Here is a 17129-nt window from a genome sequence, read left to right as displayed (position 1 = left end):
CGGTTATAGCAGCTTCTTGATCGCTTCCTTCATCCGCAGCAGCTCCGGGTCGAGCAGCCGTTCCCGCTTGTCGCCGAGCCCGAAGCCGACGGTCAGCTCATCCTTGACCACGCCCGGCCGGGAAGACAGCACATAGATTCGGTCCGAGAGCAGAATCGCTTCCTCGATATCGTGCGTAATGAACAGAATCGTCGCCCCGAACGCCTCTTGGACCTCCAGCAGCCACGTCTGCATGCCGCCCTTGGTCATGGAATCGAGCGCCCCGAACGGTTCGTCCAGCAGCATGATCTCGCCGGAAGCGAGGAACGTCCGCAGAAAGCTCGCCCGCTGCTTCATGCCCCCGGACAGCTGGCTCGGGTAACGGTCCTCATAACCGCGCAGGCCGACCCGATCGATCAGCGCATCCGCCCGCTCGCGAGCGAGCTTCTTGTCGGTTCCCTTCAACCGAAGGGGGAGGGTGACGTTGTCCATGACGGTCTTCCAAGGGAGCAGCAGATCCTTCTGCTGCATGTAGCCGATCTCCCCGTTCGCCGACAGCTCGCCGCTATCCTCCTTCAGTAGTCCCGTAATCAGGTTGAAAAGAGTGCTTTTGCCGGAGCCGCTGGGTCCCAGGATGGAGACGAACTCGCCTCTGCGAACGCGAAGGGAGACGTCCCTCAGCACCTCCGCTTCCCCGAAGCTCTTGCTTACGCGGTCCAGGGAGATCAGGGTTTCGCCGACATGGCGGAGGACCGCGCTCTCCGCGCGAACTTGCTCTTGCGCCGCTTGTATCGCATGCAACGCCATCACCTCTATCTCCAATGAGTTGCCCGTCTGCCGATCCAGTTGATCAGAGAGATCAGCACGATGCTGATCAGGACGATGACCAGGATGGAAGCGAACACTTTGTCGAGCGCATAGGCGCTCTTGGCTCTTACCATGTAGACGCCGATGCCTTTCGTCCCGCCCTGCCACTCCGAGATGATGGCCGACATGATCAGGTAGGTCGCGGCGATCTTCAGCCCCGAGAAGAAGTTGACCATGGCATAGGGCAGCTTCAAGTGCAGGAAAGTTTGCAACTTGCTCGACTTGAAGGAACGGAACAGGTTCACGTAGTCCCGATCGACCTTCTCGAAGCCGTCGACCAAGCTGATGCAGATGGGGAAGAAGCACACCATCACGATCACGAGCACCTTCGGAAGAAGGCCGAAGCCGAACCAGATGATCAGGATCGGCGTGATGACGATCGTCGGAATGGTCTGGGAGACGATGAGGATGGGATAGAGCGACTTCTTCACGACGGCGAAGCTGTCCATCAGGATGGCGAGAGCGAATGCCAGCGCGATGGACAGCAGGAAGCCGACGACCGATTCATACAAGGTGGTGCCGACATGGCCGACGATGACGCCGAAGTCCTCGAACAGGGCGTTCGCCGTATCCAGAGGAGAGGGGAGAATATACATCGGCACGTCGGCCAGGGACACGACCAGCTGCCAGAGAACGACGGCTGCCAGAAGGGCAACGATCGGGTAGAGCCGTTGATCCGCTCGAATGAGTCTATTCATAGGTTGTCACGCCTTAAATTTTTATAATTCCGATAAGCTTACTTATAAATTAGCAAGAGGACGATTTCTTGTCAACACGAATCCGCGGGGGCGGAGGCAGCGCGGTTACGGCCGAGCTTAGCGAAGACGGACGAGTGCGATCGGAGATGACGTACGTTACGTATGGCGAACATTTGAGGAAGCTGCAGGGATATTGCTACCGAATGCTCGTGGCAGTCGCAACCCTTTACCGATAGCTTCTATTCCGCAGATACCCGATTAACTCCCGCCCGTGCTCTCCCCGGAACCATTCCGCGTGTCCGAGCAGGAAGAGGTCGTACGCCATGTCCGCGTTGCCGGCGGACTTCACGATGCCCGCGAAGTAGTCGATCTCGGACAAGGCGAACTCCGCATGCACGATAGGGAGCATTGCTCCTAGAGCTGCTTGCTCATTCGCGCATAGAGGGCGAACGGATTCATAGCCGGCCAGAAGCGCCTCTAGGTCCGCGTAGGCGACGAGGCCGTCCTGTTTGCCTTCGTGGAGCGAGAGCCAGTCGATGACGTTGCGTTCGATCGCCGTTGCGAGGTCATAGACGGCGTTAGTGCGGTCGGCGAGGCCGAAGTCGAGCACGGATGCCACCTTCGTTCCCTGCTCGTTCTCGCGCCAGAGCAGGTTCGACGAGTGCCAGTCGTTATGCGTCCAGAGCGGCTTCAGCTCCGGGAGAAGCGGGGAGAGGCGGTCATGGAACGGCAATAGAACCGTCTCGAAGTCCCGTTCCCAAGTGCGTCCCCGCAAGTAATTCGAGAGCGCGCCGCGCCGGGAGATATAAGCCGACAAGGCCTCGCGCGGATCGGAGGAGCCGAAGATCGAGAAGCTGGAGACGAGCGGACGAACCGCTCGGGCCGGAGCGTCGAAGCGTTCCGCCGCGAGATGCATCCGGGCGAGCGCTACGCCGGACGCATAAGCGTGGGCCTCCCGCTGGAAGGGGCTCCACGAGACGGCGTCCCGGTAGAGGTCATCCCCCTGCGCCAGCCGGTGAACCTCGTACGTCCACTCGTCCATCGAGTAGGCTGTCGCCCCGTCCATTCCTTCCAAGATGACGCTGACGGGGAAGCCCTCCATCCGCAAATGGCGAATGAACAGATGCTCCTCGACCAGTCCTTCGACGTCCCGGATCGTATGATGATGCCGCTTCACGAACAGTCGGCCGTCCGGCGTCTCCGCGATCGTCGCGCTGGAGAAGGGGCGAGGGCTGTGCCAGACGAGAGCCGTCGCTTCTCCGATATTGGAGTAGCGGCTGAACAGCAGGTTCGTCTCCTCGAGCGTGATCGGAGCCCAGTCCGGGCGGACAAGCTCCGTGCCCATGCCGTGAGCTTGAACCGCCTTTGTTGTCGCTGCATTCTCAGCAGCTTGAACCGAGGTCGCCGCCGTCGCTTGAACTCGCGCGCTCATCTTGCGGCCTCTTGCGGAAGGAACTCGTTCGTATAGGCCGTTCTCCAGCCATCCTTATCGCGAAGAATGCCGTGCTCGGCAAGCCATTCCGCGTAAGGCTCGATCAGCTCAACCCGCTGAACGCCCCAGGCTCCGTCATGCAGCCAGGTCGGGGCGATGAGCGGCAGCGAGCGTTCGAACAGGCTCTTCGGGAAGTAAGGCGCGACCTTCTCGAAGATCGGCACCGCGGCGAGCGGATCGGCGGCGACCGCCCGGTAGCCGCGATCCGTCGCTTCCAGGAAGCGGCGAACGACGTCCGGCTCCCGCTTGGTCAGCTCCTCCTGCGTTCCGAGCAGGTAGCTGTGGTAGGGCGGAGCCCCGATCTCGTCCACCGGCCAGACGATGCGTTCTTCTTCCGGCACCGCCGTGTCCATCAGAATCTCCCAAGCCCAGTAGCTGCCGAAGGTCGCGTCCGCTTCTCCCGCGGCGATCGCGTCCGGCGTCAGCTCGCGGGTTCCGGCGTCGACGACGATGACCGCGTCGGGATCCCCGCCGTCCGCGCTCACTAGCTGCCGGATCATGGCAAGCCCGCGCGGCGTCGGGTTCATTGCGAGCCGCTTGCCGGCCAGATCGGCCGGCCGCCGGATGCCCGTGCTTCGAACCGTCTGCACCGTCTCCATTCCCCGGTGATTGATCGCCGCGATGCCGACGACGACCGGTTGGTTCTCCCGCTGGACAAGCAGCCGATTGCTCGGGAAGATTCCGAAGTCCGCCTCTCCGCGAGCCAGATAAGCAAGCGTGTCTCCCCGCCCGGGGTCGTACACGGTGAATTCGACGTCGAGGCCGGACTCCCGGTACCAGCCTTGCTCTCTCGCATAATAGAAGCCCGCCGAGTTCGTCCAAGGGTAGAAATACTCGAGCATAACCTTTACGTTTCTCATGAAGTCGTCTTCCCTCTTCTTAATAGGATGTTATTTCTTAGGCAGGAACTCGTTCGTGAAGGCGTCGGACGCGACCAGATCCTTCTCGATAAGACCCTTCTCCTTGAGGAACCCCGCATAGGCGTTCCAGACCTCTTCCTTCATCTGCCCCCAGCCCGGCGCGTCGGCGATGTACTGCGAAGCCAGGAACTTCTGGCTCTCGACGGCCAGCGTCTTGTCGATCTCCGGCGCATTCTTCAGCAGAATGTCCGCGCTCTCCTCCGGATGGTCAATGGCGTATTGGTAGCCTTCTTCCGTCGCCTTCAGGAACTTGCGAACCTTCTCCGGATCGTTCTTCAGCGTCTTCGTTCCCGCGATCAGGATCGGGGTGTAGTAGTCGAGGGCAGGGTCGAGATCCTTGGCCGCGATGTAGTTGATTTCCACGCCTTTGTTCTTCGCTTCGATCCCCGTCCAGCCTTCGAAAATCCAAGCGAAATCGACGTTCTTGCTAGTAGCGGCGAAGAAGTCGTCGCTGCCGATATCGACCTGCTTCAGCTTGCTGAAGTCCGCCCCGGCTTTCTCCATGACGGCTTGCAGCACCGCCGTTTCGGAAGGGGAACCCCAACCGCCGTACACCTTGCCCTCGAAGTCCTTGGGGCTCGCGATATTCTTATCCTTGGGGGAGGCGAAGCCCGAGGTGTTGTGCTGGATCAGCGTGGCGACCGCTTTGATCGGCAGCGGATCCTTGCTCGTCAGCGCATAGGTGACGTCCTCTTGATAGCTCACGCCGAAGTCGCCCTTGCCGGCCGCGATCAGCGTCGCGGTCGTTCCTTCGGAAGGCTGGACGATACGGACGTCTAACCCTTCCGCGCTGTAGTACCCTTTCTCCAAAGCAACGTATAGGCCGGTGTGGTTCGTGTTCGGCGTCCAATCGAGAATGACGGTAACCGGTTCCGTCTTCGCTCCGCTTGTTTCCTCGTTATCGCTGCCGCATGCCGTCAACAGTCCCGCAGCCAGCCCGCCGATTGCCAGTACTTTCGCAGCTCTTTTCATCATCGGTGACATCCCATCCCTTTTCCGAAAGCTTAATTTTTAAATTCCGATTGAATTACAGTGATTTGAAAAAATAATAACCCTCCACCTAGCTGGAGGGTCAAGTAATTGTTTGGAGAATGTGCGATTATGGGAGCATTGCGAGCAGCAACAGGAGGAGGAACGGCCGTGCGATACGCGCTGATAGATTGGGACAATACGCTTCACCGGGGATACACGATCTATGGACTGACGGATCATCTCTTGAAGGAAGGACTGGCGGGGGAAGCAATCCTTGCCGAATTCGAGCGGCTGAGAGAAAGCTACAAGGCCAAAGAGATCGCCTATGCCGAATATACGATACGAACGTGCGAGGCTTTCGCGGCCGCGCTTGAGGGGGTTCCGTCTGTCGACTACCGGGCTTGCGTCTCCACTTTTGTTCCCGCGGACGAGCCTTTTCTTTTCGAAGATGTCATTCCCGTGCTCGAGCTGCTGCACCGATATGAGATCGAAATCTATCTCGTCAGCGGGGCTCCCGCGGAAGTGTTGAGAGCTTACGGAGAGAGGCTGGGCATCAAGGGCATCTTTGCCTTCGAGCTGGAGGAGCGGGAGGGGAGGCTGACCGGCCGGGTCGAATGCAATTACGGCGCGGAAAAAGAGAGAATTCTGCGGCATCCGTTATTCCGAGCTCCGGGGGCCATTCATGCGGTCAGCATGGGCGATGCGGTCGCGGACGTTCCTCTGCTCGACAACAGCCTCGTTCCGATTATCGTCGGAGGCGGCGGGTTGGAGCTCAGGGCAGGCTCAGCGCCCCTTCGCTTCTTCGATCGGGAGTGGGATCTTGCGGGCTTGGAGCGGCGGTTGGCGGGGGCTCTTCAAGACAGGACAATCGTTTCCTTCGTCAACGGCAAATCGTCTCTGCACTCCCGATCGGACTAATGCCCAGAGACCGGCGGACCTGCTCTTAAAGAGAGGCTGCCGGTCTATTAGGACACGCCCCGGCCCTCGCCGAACAATGTATTCGATTTTTCGAATACAATTCGAGGGAAATACGCGAAATGAACGATTATATATGAAATTTCATATCCAATTCCAGGTCGTCCCGGGATTAGGGCAGATTGTATATGATTTTTCATATACAATTGCCGATTTGGGCTATTTCTTAGGAAAATGTATTCGAAATTTCATATCCATTGGCCCCATTTGTCCATCGGAGACGCTTATCCATTAGCTTGGCTTAAAGGAATTGCTGGGGCGGTGGCCGGAGAATTGTCAAACCAGATCCGGACTCTGCAAGGCGCCGATGTACTCGTAGAACGTGACGCGACGAGAGGCTCCTCGCTCCACGGCGCGAAGCTTCCCCTTGTCTACAAGCATGCGGCAGTGCTTGATGACCGTCATCGTATGAAGCCCCAGCTCTTTGGCCGCCTCGGAGGGACGCAGGATGCGATTGCGGCGAACGGCCGAGCGCATCAGCTCCTTCTCGATTCTGGAGAAGCGGTTCTCCTTGCTCTCCGTGCCCTTAGTGCTCATCGCCGCGCCGCGCTCCGCCAACAGGTAAGGAGCAAGTGCGTTCCGCAGGGCAGCAAGGATAAAATCCGGGTTCTCCTTCAGTTCGTCCAGAGAGATATAGAAGACGATACAATCGTGGGATTGCAAATAAAGCCCGCGGTTCAGGTCGCTGCGGTATTTGCTGCGATCCGTGCCGTGCGAGCCGAAGTCCATGATCTCGAACACGATGCGCCAAGCCCCCACGATCCACATGAAGTCGACGAAGTAGGATCTCCCTCGCCAGTCCTTGACCTCATATTCCGGATGCAGCCCATTAAAATGCCCAACCAGCGCCCACCATATTTTCTCCGCGAACAATCGGTTTCCGAACCCATGTCCGCGTCTTAACGCGTCCAGACGCTCGCCCTTCCTCCGCTTCATATGCTCCTCAATCCATTTCTCTTGTTCCGCTGCCGCACTCATTCCCGTATCCCTCCCCATGCCACGAAAAGCACAAAGCCCCGCCTCCAACCCAATGGGAAGGAAACGGGGCATTCTTTGCCTCGCAGCTATTGTCTCATGCTCCTAGTGTGCCACAAACCCACTCGGGCCGGCAAGTTTTTTGCTTCTATGCTTCGCAACCGCTGCATCTCATCCCCGTAGTGCGCCACAAGCTCCTCATGCTGGCAAAGGTTTTGCTGCTTTTGTTTTCTTCAATGCCCCGCAGCTATTGACCCTGTTACCCGAATAGTGCCGCAAACGTCCCAGGCTGCCAGAGAATTATTATGCCCGGAGCTGGCGAATCTCTCCCGGTCGTCCCAGCAGGTAGCCTTGGGCATAATGCACCCCCATCTCCCTTAGCTTGTTCAATTCTTCCTCCGTCTCCACTCCTTCCGCAATGAGGCCGATTCCCATCCGGGTCGCCGTCAGGACAAGCGTCTCGAGAATGTGCGCCTTGTAGGTATCCGCGTGCAGGCCGCTCACGATCGAGCGATCCACTTTGATGTAGTCCGGCTTCAGCTCGACGATCGAGAGAAGCGAGGAGTAGCCGGCTCCGACGTCGTCGATGGCGATCTTGTAGCCTTGGCTGCGATAATGCGCCAACACCCGTTCTACCGAGCCGAAATCCTGGATGCTGGATCGTTCCGTAATCTCGAAGACGACCTGATCCGGCGTCAGCCGGTGTTTCTTGAGCAGCGCTAATGTTTGCCATGGAGTAAATTGAGGATCGTTAATGATTTGCGGCGTTAGATTCAAGAACAGCTTCTCCCCGGAATGGAGGCCTGCGCTGCCGGAGATGGCTTGCTCCCGCGCCAATTGATCCAAGGCGTAATCCATGCCGGCTCGTTCCGCGAATTCGAACAGGGGGAGAGGCCCGGCGAACGCGGAAGAGTTCTGCGGCCTGGACAGCGCTTCGTAGCCGAGCGGGCGTCCTTGGCGGATATCCATGATCGGCTGGTACACGCATCGCAGCGCCTTTGCTTCCAGCAGAGACTCCAACTCGCTCATACGCAGCGCGTCTTCCAGCGCATCCGGATGGTTGCTGCTCTGCATCGCTTCCCGCAGCATCTCGTGCCGCTTCCGCTCCGAGCCTTGTCCTCTCTTGATGAGACCGAACGAGCATCCGGCATGAAGCCGAACGTCCTCGGACATGCTTCGCCGCGCCAGCGTCTCCTCAAGCTTCTTCTTATAGGCCAGAGCTGCTGTTAGGAGCGAACGCTTATATGGAGCGGGGGTTAGCTCCTTAGGCGCGCCGAAGAAGAGTATCAAGTCGTCATGCGCCCATTCCAGCCGATAAGGAAGATGCATCTCCCCGAAGCATTCCCGAACGAGCCGCTCGGCTTGCTGCTTCAGCCTAGACTCCGCAAGGGAGCCCCTTCTCGAATGGCCGCTCCAATAATAATAGATCAAGGTCGTCTCTCTATCTCGGACCAGAGGTGCATTCAGCCCAGGGTAAGTTCCCAGCGCCATTCCATTTCCTCCTCGCTGTGTATAAAGCTACTCTTCGGATGACGCCTCGTATATCGCATACGAGCTGCCCGGACGGTTCTTGGCGATCTTCTTGCCCTTCGCGGCCCACTGCGACAGCTGTTCATGGCTCGCGGCCCGCGTGCCGTCCCAGCGGACTACCGCGATGGAGAGCGACACGCCCTGCTGCTCCACCGTTCCGCCATGCCGGTTCAGCACGGAAGCGGGAGGGGCGGAGCCGTAGAAGGCCTCAACGCCCTCATGGAACCTCTCGATGAACGATCGGCAGCAAGAGTCGGGATCCGTTCGGTCGCTGATCGCGATAAAGTCGTCCCCGCCGATATGTCCCAAGAATGAATAGGCTTCCTCCGATTCCTCCAGGACGGAGCCCAGCACGGAGGCGGTGAACTTGATCATGTCGTCCCCGGCGCTGTAGCCGTAGCTGTCGTTGAACCACTTGAAGTAATCGAGATCCGCGTAATAGACGCTGAACGGCTTCTTTGATTTGACGAGGGCTTCGATCTCCCGGCGGATGCTGTCCCCTCCGGGCAATCCCGTGAGAGGGTTCACGCGGCGGGCCGCTTCCGCCTGCAGGGAAGCGAAGGACTCCAGCAGCACCTTGACCGTGACACCGCCTAGGTACCGGCTTCCTTCCGTCACGATGACCGCGTCGTACAGCTGGGAATCCGGCCGGTTCATCGCGCGCCGTGCGACGGCTTCCACCTGAGCGGATGCGTCCGCGACCAGGGGATTCGCCACCATGATCTTGTCGATAGTCCGATTCCAGTAGAGCGGAACGCCGAACTTGGAGGCCAGCATCCCGTTAAGCCGTTCCCGGGTAATCAAGCCTTGCGGCGTTCCGTTCGATTCCACGACAATGCTGTGGCAGTCGGGCTGGGCTTCGAACCATTCGGCGGCGGCCGACACCCGCATGTTCGGGGCCATCGTAGGAAGGGCCGATACGAGCCTTCTTATCGCCATGCCGGCCGTCTCGGGATCCAGAGCTTCGTCCGCATGCGCTTCGCCGGCGCTCCCCTCCAGCTTGGCGACCTTGACGGCATCCGCGTTCAGGGACTTGTGCGCGAGCATGGCCGCGTCCAGGATCGTCTCGAACAGCTGCTGCTCGGTATATCGGTTCTGCGGATGCGTTCGGACCAAGGAAGAGCCGAAGCCGATCGGGACGTAGGCGCCCGTGTGCTCGCGAACAACCTGACCCAGTTGAAGCTCGATCTGGGCAAGCCGGTCTTCCGAGCGCTGCTTGTCCTCCGGCAGGCGGAGAGCAAGCAGCAGCAACCGGTCGCTTATCGAGGCCCACAACAAATCCGAACGCCCCTCCGACCACGTCTTCAGCTGCTTTTTCGACCAGGACGCCCCTTCCGGCGACAATCGTCCGATCAGCACTCCGATGGCGCCTTTGCGCGCTCCTTCGGAGATGATTCGCACGACGTCCTGGTCCAGCAGACTATTCATCCATTTGCCCAACGGCAGTCGCCTCCTAACTCTCTCTTAATTGTAGAGGCGAAACGTTAACTCTAGGTAATTTGTCCCTCCCAAAAACAAAAAATAATCGATTTTAGTCAAAAATGATTAGGGACAAAAGGAGGGATAGATGGCTGATCGTCGAATTCGAACAGAATCTAAATTTTCCCAAGTTAGGAGATTGCCTATATGCGTTCAGCTTCCATCCGTTTTAAACCTTTACTACTCCTGCTTTGCAGCCTGTTCTTGATTAACGCAGGCCTTGTATCCGGCCAAGTCGGGGCTCAGAGCGATTCGAGCCCGATATTTACCGACGTGACGGGGGAATACTCCCACTTCCTGGCTCTAGACACGAACGGAAATGTGTGGGGCTGGGGAACGAATATCAGTGGTCAATTAGGAGATACCCTGCAGAGCTATTACGTTACTCCCAAGCAGATTCAAGGGATCGATCATGTGAAGTTCATATCTGCCGGGTATTCGCATTCGACGGCTATTAAAGAGGATGGAACCGTGTGGAAGTGGGGCTCGAATTCTTTCGGTATGATGGGCGTTGGTTCAAGTTCAAGCGCGGGAATTCCCGGGAAGCCGACTCAAGTAAAGGGGATTATGGATGTCGTAGCCATTGCGGACAGCGCCTACTTCACCTTAGCTCTTAAGAAGGATGGCACGGTCTGGGGCTGGGGTTCGAATAATGTCGGTCAGCTTGGGATCGGGCGAATGAGCGATTACGAAGCGGTCCCCGTTCAAATTCCTTCTTTAAGCCATATAAAAGCGATTTATGCGACGTTCTATGACAGCTATGCTCTTACGGATGACGGCGAAGTGTGGACTTGGGGGAATCGGACAACATGCAGCGGCGCGACATGCCAGAGATATGCCACCCCTACGCCAACTCTATTTGAGGGATTGGACGACGTGGTGGCCTTGTCGGACGAAATAGCCATCAAGAATGACGGGACGGTCGTCAAATGGGGTTATAACGACTATGGCAACTTAGGGGTTGGCTTATCGGAGAACGGCTATTCCCCTGACCCTCTCCGGTTGACTGACTTGTCCGATATTACTGCCGTTTCCCAGACCCACGCGGTTACGAAAGACGGGGTTGTCTGGGCGTGGGGCCGGAACGATTACGGTCAGGTTGGCGATGGCACTACGGAGACGAGAAGAACGCCCGTCATGTTAAAGGGAATTAAGAACATCAAAGACATTGCGAGCGGGCTCGAAGTAACCGTCGCTTTAACGAAAGACGGCACGCTCTACGAGTGGGGGAATAACCATAACGGCGAGATCTCCAATTCCACTGCGGATGTCTTGCCTCCGACACCGGTTCCGCTGACGCTGCCGACGGTAACTTACGCATTGCCGATTCCGAAGAATATTTTCACATGGGGATTCTTGGACGACAAAGCAGCAATCATCAAAGACAACCAATTATACTTGCGAGTCAAGGGGTATTCCGAAGGGTTCGCAGCTGTCCAACGAGCTTCGAACAACTTATGGTCTTTTATCAATCTCCAAGGCAAACCTGCTTTCGCTGGCGACTTCAGCGTTGTTAAAGATTTCAGCCAGGGACGAGCTGCGGTCAAGCTGGAGGGTGGCTGGCAATTTATCAATACACAAGGCGCATTCATTAGTCAGGACATCTATCAGAATGCCGATTCGTTCTCGGGCGGTCTTGCTCCTGTTCAGGTTGGCAAGAAGTGGGGATACATCGGCTTGGACGGCAAACTGAAAATCAAACCTCAGTATGTGGCTGCCCAACGTTTCGAGGGAGGCTTGGCGGCCATACAGGTGAATGGCAAGTGGGGATTCATTGATGCGGCGGGCAAGCTTGTGATCAAGCCGAACTTCGCGGCTGTTGGTTCTTTCTCGAATCCGCTGGCTGCGGCGAAGCAGAATGGCAAATGGGGCTATATCAACAAAAGCGGTACTTGGGTTATCAAGCCTAAGTACGAAGATGCCAGGGCATTTACGGGAACTAATCTGGCGCCGGTCAAGTTAAAGGGCAAATGGGGATATATTGACACGTCTGACAAGATGGTGATCGCGGCACAGTATGAAGATGCCAAGACTTATCAGGAAGGTCTGGCAAGCGTGAAAAAGAACGGATTGTGGGCGGTCATTCAGAGTACGGGCAAGATAGTGACCGCATTCCAATATGTCGAGATCCAACCGTACAAAAACAAGCTTGCCTGGGCCGTCACCAAGACGGAGAACGGATATATCGACGCGACGGGCAACTGGTATTATAAATCGGCGATTCCCAAGTGAGATCTGCCTCCTGAATTCAGGAATGGTATGCGGAAGGGTACGGCAAAAGAGAGCACCTTATGAGGTGCTCTTTGCTATTGTTGAAAATATTCTAAAAAGATAGGCAAAATTAGTTGCAATACCATCCTATTGAGCGTAAATTGAAATTAGTTGCAATACCATCCTATTTGAGGGGCGTGAAGAGTTGAGCGAGCATTGGACGCCTAAGGACGACGGGACAACGGAATCGCACGGCCAATATATCTCGGCTATCTACCGGCACATGCAGGTGCTGATCTCCGCCGAGCTGGCGCCTTATCGGATCGGCAGCGGCCAATATATTTTCCTGATGGCGATCGCATCGGGTCAGCCCATCACGCAGAAGGCGCTTAGCGAGAAGCTGCTGATCGACAAAACGACGACGGCCAAGGCGATCTCCAAGCTGGAAGAGGAGGGATACGTAAGGCGCGAGCCCGATCCCGCCGACAACCGGTACCAGCTTCTTTATCTGACCGAATCGGGACGCGGGACGGTACCGAAGGTGCAGGAAGCGCTGCGGCGCGTCAAAAGCAAGACCCGCAAGGGAATTTCGGATGAGCAGTACGACTTGTTGTTGGACCTGCTGAAAATCGTGCTTCGCAATCTGACCGAATGATTCAAATAATCCTTAGGAGGAGACAAGGATGATAGCGACCCCGTTTATCGTATTGGAGAACTGCAAGGAAGAGATCGAGTTCTATCGGCATGTCTTCGGCGGCGAGATCGAAATCCTGCGCAAGCAGGGGGAAGTGGTACTGAACGCGGACTTGCATGTGAAGGGGGCAACCCTTAAGTTCGCCGATACGGCTGCGGCGAAGCCGGAGCTCAAAGGAGACTTCGTCCGGATCTTTCTGAGAATCGAGACCGAGGAAGAGTTCCGGAGCATATACGAGGCATTGGCGACGGGAGGAACGATTAAAGCGGAAGCGTACGAGGCGCCCTTCAACGGGCTGCTCGCCATCGTGTCGGACCGGAACGGCGTGTGTTGGGTGCTGTCTTACTATCGCGCCTAGAGGCAGAATAAGATAAGTGTTGCGTTCAGTCATTCGGAGGCGATTCTCTTCGTAGAATAGACCATGGGAGCTTGTTCGCAAATGGTCTAGACGGAGGGGAGCGGCATGATCATTACGTCCGGAGGCTACGAAGCCGTGTACCACGGCAGGGTATTCGCCTACGGCATGAACCCGATCGAGATCGTCCTGTCGGAGGAGCGCGACCCGCTCACCTTCGTGTTCCGCATCGAGAACGATCCGGAGCGGGACGACTTCGATACGGACGTTCGGCTCATTCGCCAGGACAAGGTGCAGATCGCGTGCGTCAACTTCCCGCGCGGCAAGCCGATCGGCAACCGGGACCTGATCCATCTCGGCGTGCTGAACAACCGCAAGCTGTCGCTGCGCTACGAGGTCAACATCCATTACGACCTGTCGACTTGGATGCTGGCGTTCACGTTCTTCGCCGGGGAGGGGGTTCCCGGAGCGTGAATAAACTCGAGGTGCAGGATCCGAAGGTCGTCAGCCGGATCATCGCGGCCAACGCGGAGAGCGAGAAGCGCAAGGCCGAGCTGGGCTTCTTGGGCAAATTCTACGGATCGGGCGAGAACGTCCGGCTGTATATCGTAGGGACGATCGCGCTCGCGGTCCTGATCATCGCGCTTGTCTATACGTTGACGCCCGCGAAGTACCGTTCGGCGGACTTCGGATTGAAGGAGATGTGGACGATGGTCGTCCTACCGGTCGAATCGACGATCATCGGTTATCTGATCGGCTCGCGATCGAAGGAGAGCAAGGAATAAGGCCGGGATGAACCGCCAGTTGGCGGCGTCCCGGTTTTTTGTTATGGTTGGGCAAAAATAACTTTTAACGACCGTGAACAAAACGACGTCTTCGAGCGTCATACGACCGAATCCAATCCATCTACCCACTTCCTGAGAGGAGCCCCGGCAGCGATGATCCTGAACGAAACCGAAGCATCGACCGCGATCCGGCTGGCCGTCCGGGGCGATGAGAAGGCGCTGGCTAGCTTGCTGCAAGCGAATTATACGGTGCTCTATCGGTACATGCTGAAGGTAACGATGAACAAATCGCTGGCGGAGGATCTCGTGCAGGAGACGATGCTGAAGGCGATTGAGCGAATCGGCACGTTCCGGGCCAAGGCCAAGTTCTCGACCTGGCTGATCTCGATCGGGACAAGGCTGTACATGGACGAGATGAGGCGCAAAGGGCGGGAACGCAAGTGGAGAACCGATGAGCAAGCGCTGCAGGCGATAAGGTTCGAAGCGGCTATGTCCCAAGAGGAATGGCCGCGAGCGCTGGATGCGTTGGCCGATCTGCCGCCGGATACTCGCGTGCCGATTCTGCTTAAGTATTATTACGGTTATTCCTACGAGGAGATCGCCCAATGGCTCGACATCCCGCTGGGAACGGTGAAGTCGAGGCTTCACAACGGGTTGAACCGACTGCGAAAGGAGTTGAACGAAGATGGCGAGAAGCCGAACGGGACAGAGCAGCAGCGTACCGCCGAATAGGAGAGAGATCGAGCAAACGAGGACGGAAGCGGAAGACGCGCAGGAGTTTGAATCGCTGTTCGGCGATTCCTTGCGCGCTTGGGACGCCGGCATCGACCCGCCGCCGCCCCACCTTCTCGAGTTGGAGAAGCTCGTGGTTCAGCATCGGGAGGAGACCGGCCGCAAGCTGTGGCGCGAGCTGTCGAGGCTGTGGCTGATCGGCCTCTTGGTCATCGGCGTGCTGTTCGGCTTGCTCCAGTGGAACGTCCTCGCGTTCGCCGTCGTTCAAGTCGCCGCCATAGCCGCCGCCGCCGTCTTCCTATTCCTGACCCGCAAGAACAAGGAGGCGGAACGCAGATGGACGAACTAGACATCGTCATTCTCTTCAGCGTCTTTCTTATTCTGCTATGCCAATCCACCTGGCTATACATGGACGCGCGGCATCGCAGCCGGTATCCCTGGTTCTGGGCGATCTGGGGATTGATCCAATGCCCGATGCCGCTGATCTTCTACTGGTTGATCGTACGCAGAAAGAGAAGTTAAAAAGGAGCTAATCGATATGGATCATTTAACGAATACGCAGCTGATTTCCTTGATCGTTCCTCTGGCGATCTTGCAAGCGATATTGATGATCACCGCTCTTGTCGTGCTGGTCAAAGCCGAACGCACGCGGGGACCGAAGTGGTTGTGGGCGCTTATCATCGTGTTCTTCAGCCTGTTCGGCTCCATCTCCTTCTTCCTGTTCGGCAGGAGGTTGAATTGACGATGGCCTTGCTTACCGTTGACCAATTGACGAAGCGGTTCGAGAGAGAGACGGCGGTAGACGGGATCGGCTTCGCCATCGGGGAAGGCCGCTGCGTGGCGCTGCTCGGCCCGAACGGAGCCGGGAAGACGACGACGATCCGGATGCTGACCGGCTTGCTGCCGCCGACTTCGGGGACCATTCGCTTCGAAGGGATGAAGCCCGGCCAGGATCGCCGGGAATGGATCGGCTATCTGCCGCAGACGCCGGCCTTCTACGGCTGGATGACCGGGCGCGAATTCCTCGTCTACGCCGGACAGCTATGCGGCTTGTCCGCGAAGGAGGCCGCTTCGCGCGCCGACATGCTGCTGAAGCGCGTCGGTATCGACACCGCCGGCAAGCGCCGGATCGCCGGGTATTCCGGCGGCATGAAGCAGCGGCTCGGTCTCGCGCAAGCGCTCATCCATCGGCCGAAGCTGCTCGTGCTGGACGAGCCGGTGTCCGCGCTCGATCCGATCGGCCGCCGCGAGGTCATGACCCTGCTCGGCGAGCTGAAGAGCGAGACGACCGTGCTGTTCTCGACGCACGTGCTTCATGACGCCGAGGAGCTGTGCGACGATATTCTCATTCTGAGCAAGGGGCGCCTGGCGACGGGAGGCTCGCTCAGCGACATTCGCGAAGCGAATCGCCAACCGGTGCTGTCTCTGGAAACCGAGGGCGACCTTCGTTCGCGGGAGTGGCTGGCGGGATGGCTGAAGCGGCTGCCGGACGGCCTCGAGGCCGCTTCGGCGACGGAGACGGGCGTCCGGCTGTTCGCCGGAGACCTTGAAACCGCCCGGCGCTCGGTGCTTAGGGAGCTGGCCGACAACGCGGCGGACGTCCGCGTATCGAAGCTGGAGATCGGCTACACGACGCTGGAGGATCTCTTCCTGAAGGCGGTGTCGGGCTCATGACGAAATGGCTTGTCCTGTTCCGGAAAGAATGGCTGGAGATGGTTCGCAGTCACCGGACTCTATGGCTTCCCGCCAGCTTTATCCTTCTTGGGGCTTCCCAGCCGGTCACGACCTTCTTCATGCCCGACATTCTCGCCAATGCGAGCAATCTCCCGGAGGGCGCGGTCCTCCAGTTCCCGACGCCGGAGCCGTTCGAGGTTCTGGCGAGCGCCCTGTCGCAATTCGGCGTGATCGGCCTCCTGCTCGTCGCGCTCTCCAGCATGGGGATCCTGTCGGGAGAACGATCCGCGGGCACGGCGGCGATGATTCTCGTCAAGCCCGTTTCTTACGCCTCGTTCGTCACGGCCAAGTGGGCGGCGGCCGTGCTGCTCGCCATCGTCTCGTTCGCCGTCGGCTATGGAGCCGCCTGGTACTACACGGGCGCGCTGTTCGAGCCGGTCGGGTGGCGGGAGGTCGGGGCAAGCGCCCTGCTATACGCCCTATGGCTTACCCTCGTCAGCACGCTGACCCTCCTGTTCAGCTCGCTCCTTCGGAGCGCCGCCGCGGCCGCTTTCAGCTCGCTGGCGGTTGCCGTACTGCTCTCGGTCGCGGCCGGCTCGCTTCCGTTCGAGCAGAGCTGGAACCCCGGCCGCTTATCGACGCTTGCGGCGAGCAGCTTGAACGCCGCCGCGAGGCCGCTCGGCGGCGGCATCGGCTCCGTATGGCTGACCGCGGCCGTGACGGCGGCCGTTATCGCCGCCGCGCTTCTCGTCGCCATACGTTCGATGAAGAGAAGGCCGTCCGAAGCCTAG

At 58.2% G+C, this 17129-nt stretch carries 21 protein-coding genes; 13 read left to right on the top strand and 8 right to left on the bottom strand.

What is annotated here, in order from left to right:
- Window positions 1-3 precede the first annotated feature (3 nt).
- The gene (locus tag ELR57_RS09430) at window positions 4-786 is read right to left on the bottom strand and encodes an ABC transporter ATP-binding protein (protein WP_126958785.1); all 783 of its coding nucleotides are present in this window, start codon (window positions 784-786) and stop codon (window positions 4-6) included.
- A gap of 5 nt (window positions 787-791) precedes the next feature.
- Window positions 792-1544 (bottom strand): ABC transporter permease, encoded by a 753-nt coding sequence (locus tag ELR57_RS09425; protein WP_126958784.1) that lies wholly within the window; start codon window positions 1542-1544, stop codon window positions 792-794.
- 68 nt (window positions 1545-1612) lie between these two features.
- Here ELR57_RS09425 and ELR57_RS27830 point away from each other — a divergent pair, with 68 nt between their 5' ends.
- A complete protein-coding gene (locus ELR57_RS27830) occupies window positions 1613-1780 on the top strand; it encodes a hypothetical protein (protein ID WP_158629974.1) in 168 nt (55 codons plus the stop codon).
- On the opposite strand, the gene ELR57_RS09420 is transcribed toward ELR57_RS27830, so the two are convergent.
- From ELR57_RS09420 to ELR57_RS09410, 3 genes are read right to left on the bottom strand one after another with little or no spacing between them, the layout of a single operon-like run.
- Window positions 1771-2976: a phosphotransferase enzyme family protein gene (locus ELR57_RS09420; RefSeq protein ID WP_126958783.1), complete on the bottom strand. Its 1206-nt coding sequence runs from the start codon at window positions 2974-2976 to the stop codon at window positions 1771-1773. The two genes, ELR57_RS27830 and ELR57_RS09420, sit on opposite strands and share 10 nt — an antisense overlap.
- Window positions 2973-3896, bottom strand: coding sequence for an ABC transporter substrate-binding protein (locus ELR57_RS09415; RefSeq protein WP_126958782.1), 924 nt, complete (start codon window positions 3894-3896; stop codon window positions 2973-2975). Before ELR57_RS09415 ends, ELR57_RS09420 begins: the two co-directional genes overlap by 4 nt.
- Before the next feature lie 30 nt (window positions 3897-3926).
- Complete coding sequence (locus ELR57_RS09410; RefSeq protein ID WP_126958995.1) at window positions 3927-4928, bottom strand: ABC transporter substrate-binding protein; 1002 nt, start codon at window positions 4926-4928, stop codon at window positions 3927-3929.
- Window positions 4929-5096: 168 nt separating this feature from the next.
- On the opposite strand from ELR57_RS09410, the gene ELR57_RS09405 reads away from it, so the two are divergent.
- Window positions 5097-5846 (top strand): HAD family hydrolase, encoded by a 750-nt coding sequence (locus ELR57_RS09405; RefSeq protein ID WP_158629973.1) that lies wholly within the window; start codon window positions 5097-5099, stop codon window positions 5844-5846.
- A gap of 333 nt (window positions 5847-6179) precedes the next feature.
- Here the strand turns inward: ELR57_RS09405 and ELR57_RS09400 are convergent, their stop codons facing one another.
- The 3 genes from ELR57_RS09400 to ELR57_RS09390 form a co-directional block, all read right to left on the bottom strand.
- Complete coding sequence (locus ELR57_RS09400; protein WP_126958780.1) at window positions 6180-6881, bottom strand: hypothetical protein; 702 nt, start codon at window positions 6879-6881, stop codon at window positions 6180-6182.
- Between the two features lie 300 nt (window positions 6882-7181).
- Window positions 7182-8369 (bottom strand): EAL domain-containing protein, encoded by a 1188-nt coding sequence (locus ELR57_RS09395; protein WP_126958779.1) that lies wholly within the window; start codon window positions 8367-8369, stop codon window positions 7182-7184.
- Between the two features lie 27 nt (window positions 8370-8396).
- Complete coding sequence (locus ELR57_RS09390; RefSeq protein WP_126958778.1) at window positions 8397-9848, bottom strand: GGDEF domain-containing protein; 1452 nt, start codon at window positions 9846-9848, stop codon at window positions 8397-8399.
- 186 nt (window positions 9849-10034) lie between these two features.
- On the opposite strand from ELR57_RS09390, the gene ELR57_RS09385 reads away from it, so the two are divergent.
- The 11 genes from ELR57_RS09385 (at window position 10035) to ELR57_RS09335 (ending at window position 17129) form a co-directional block, all read left to right on the top strand.
- Entirely contained in the window at window positions 10035-12119 is a 2085-nt protein-coding gene (locus tag ELR57_RS09385; protein WP_126958777.1) for a WG repeat-containing protein, read from the top strand.
- A gap of 184 nt (window positions 12120-12303) precedes the next feature.
- Window positions 12304-12753, top strand: coding sequence for a MarR family winged helix-turn-helix transcriptional regulator (locus ELR57_RS09380; protein WP_238162466.1), 450 nt, complete (start codon window positions 12304-12306; stop codon window positions 12751-12753).
- Window positions 12754-12781: 28 nt separating this feature from the next.
- Window positions 12782-13150 (top strand): VOC family protein, encoded by a 369-nt coding sequence (locus ELR57_RS09375; RefSeq protein WP_126958776.1) that lies wholly within the window; start codon window positions 12782-12784, stop codon window positions 13148-13150.
- Between the two features lie 105 nt (window positions 13151-13255).
- A complete protein-coding gene (locus ELR57_RS09370) occupies window positions 13256-13621 on the top strand; it encodes a DUF6864 domain-containing function (protein ID WP_126958775.1) in 366 nt (121 codons plus the stop codon).
- Window positions 13618-13932: a hypothetical protein gene (locus ELR57_RS09365; protein ID WP_126958774.1), complete on the top strand. Its 315-nt coding sequence runs from the start codon at window positions 13618-13620 to the stop codon at window positions 13930-13932. The genes ELR57_RS09370 and ELR57_RS09365 overlap by 4 nt, the downstream gene beginning before the upstream one ends.
- 153 nt (window positions 13933-14085) lie before the next feature.
- Window positions 14086-14664: an RNA polymerase sigma factor SigY gene (sigY, locus tag ELR57_RS09360; protein WP_126958773.1), complete on the top strand. Its 579-nt coding sequence runs from the start codon at window positions 14086-14088 to the stop codon at window positions 14662-14664.
- A complete protein-coding gene (locus ELR57_RS09355; RefSeq protein WP_126958772.1) occupies window positions 14618-15013 on the top strand; it encodes a DUF5345 family protein in 396 nt (131 codons plus the stop codon). The genes sigY and ELR57_RS09355 overlap by 47 nt, the downstream gene beginning before the upstream one ends.
- Window positions 15001-15186 carry a sigmaY antisigma factor component gene (locus ELR57_RS09350; protein WP_126958771.1) on the top strand — a complete coding sequence of 62 codons (186 nt, stop codon included), beginning with the start codon at window positions 15001-15003 and terminating at the stop codon, window positions 15184-15186. Before ELR57_RS09355 ends, ELR57_RS09350 begins: the two co-directional genes overlap by 13 nt.
- 16 nt (window positions 15187-15202) lie before the next feature.
- The gene (locus ELR57_RS09345; protein WP_126958770.1) at window positions 15203-15406 is read left to right on the top strand and encodes a PLD nuclease N-terminal domain-containing protein; all 204 of its coding nucleotides are present in this window, start codon (window positions 15203-15205) and stop codon (window positions 15404-15406) included.
- Between the two features lie 2 nt (window positions 15407-15408).
- Window positions 15409-16338 carry an ABC transporter ATP-binding protein gene (locus ELR57_RS09340; protein ID WP_192896554.1) on the top strand — a complete coding sequence of 310 codons (930 nt, stop codon included), beginning with the start codon at window positions 15409-15411 and terminating at the stop codon, window positions 16336-16338.
- Window positions 16335-17129 (top strand): ABC transporter permease, encoded by a 795-nt coding sequence (locus tag ELR57_RS09335; protein ID WP_126958768.1) that lies wholly within the window; start codon window positions 16335-16337, stop codon window positions 17127-17129. Before ELR57_RS09340 ends, ELR57_RS09335 begins: the two co-directional genes overlap by 4 nt.

Origin of the sequence: Cohnella sp. AR92 (genome assembly GCF_003990975.1) — a bacterium.
In the GTDB taxonomy this organism is placed as follows: Bacteria; Bacillota; Bacilli; order Paenibacillales; family Paenibacillaceae; genus Cohnella.
The sequence above is the reverse complement of the archived record's forward strand: the minus strand, read 5'-3'. Positions and strand labels throughout refer to the sequence as shown.

Excerpts from the sequence above, each read along its gene's own strand:
- ELR57_RS09370 (WP_126958775.1), top strand. The coding sequence starts at position 13,256 with ATGATCATTACGTCCGGAGGCTACGAAGCCGTGTACCACGGCAGGGTA.
- ELR57_RS09355 (WP_126958772.1), top strand. The coding sequence starts at position 14,618 with ATGGCGAGAAGCCGAACGGGACAGAGCAGCAGCGTACCGCCGAATAGG.
- ELR57_RS09410 (WP_126958995.1), bottom strand. The coding sequence starts at position 4,928 with ATGAAAAGAGCTGCGAAAGTACTGGCAATCGGCGGGCTGGCTGCGGGA.
- ELR57_RS09420 (WP_126958783.1), bottom strand. The coding sequence starts at position 2,976 with ATGAGCGCGCGAGTTCAAGCGACGGCGGCGACCTCGGTTCAAGCTGCT.
- ELR57_RS09430 (WP_126958785.1), bottom strand. The coding sequence starts at position 786 with ATGGCGTTGCATGCGATACAAGCGGCGCAAGAGCAAGTTCGCGCGGAG.
- ELR57_RS09375 (WP_126958776.1), top strand. The coding sequence starts at position 12,782 with ATGATAGCGACCCCGTTTATCGTATTGGAGAACTGCAAGGAAGAGATC.
- ELR57_RS09400 (WP_126958780.1), bottom strand. The coding sequence starts at position 6,881 with ATGAGTGCGGCAGCGGAACAAGAGAAATGGATTGAGGAGCATATGAAG.
- ELR57_RS09340 (WP_192896554.1), top strand. The coding sequence starts at position 15,409 with ATGGCCTTGCTTACCGTTGACCAATTGACGAAGCGGTTCGAGAGAGAG.
- ELR57_RS09335 (WP_126958768.1), top strand. The coding sequence starts at position 16,335 with ATGACGAAATGGCTTGTCCTGTTCCGGAAAGAATGGCTGGAGATGGTT.
- ELR57_RS09350 (WP_126958771.1), top strand. The coding sequence starts at position 15,001 with ATGGACGAACTAGACATCGTCATTCTCTTCAGCGTCTTTCTTATTCTG.
- ELR57_RS09385 (WP_126958777.1), top strand. The coding sequence starts at position 10,035 with ATGCGTTCAGCTTCCATCCGTTTTAAACCTTTACTACTCCTGCTTTGC.
- ELR57_RS09395 (WP_126958779.1), bottom strand. The coding sequence starts at position 8,369 with ATGGCGCTGGGAACTTACCCTGGGCTGAATGCACCTCTGGTCCGAGAT.
- ELR57_RS09345 (WP_126958770.1), top strand. The coding sequence starts at position 15,203 with ATGGATCATTTAACGAATACGCAGCTGATTTCCTTGATCGTTCCTCTG.
- ELR57_RS09425 (WP_126958784.1), bottom strand. The coding sequence starts at position 1,544 with ATGAATAGACTCATTCGAGCGGATCAACGGCTCTACCCGATCGTTGCC.
- sigY (WP_126958773.1), top strand. The coding sequence starts at position 14,086 with ATGATCCTGAACGAAACCGAAGCATCGACCGCGATCCGGCTGGCCGTC.
- ELR57_RS09415 (WP_126958782.1), bottom strand. The coding sequence starts at position 3,896 with ATGAGAAACGTAAAGGTTATGCTCGAGTATTTCTACCCTTGGACGAAC.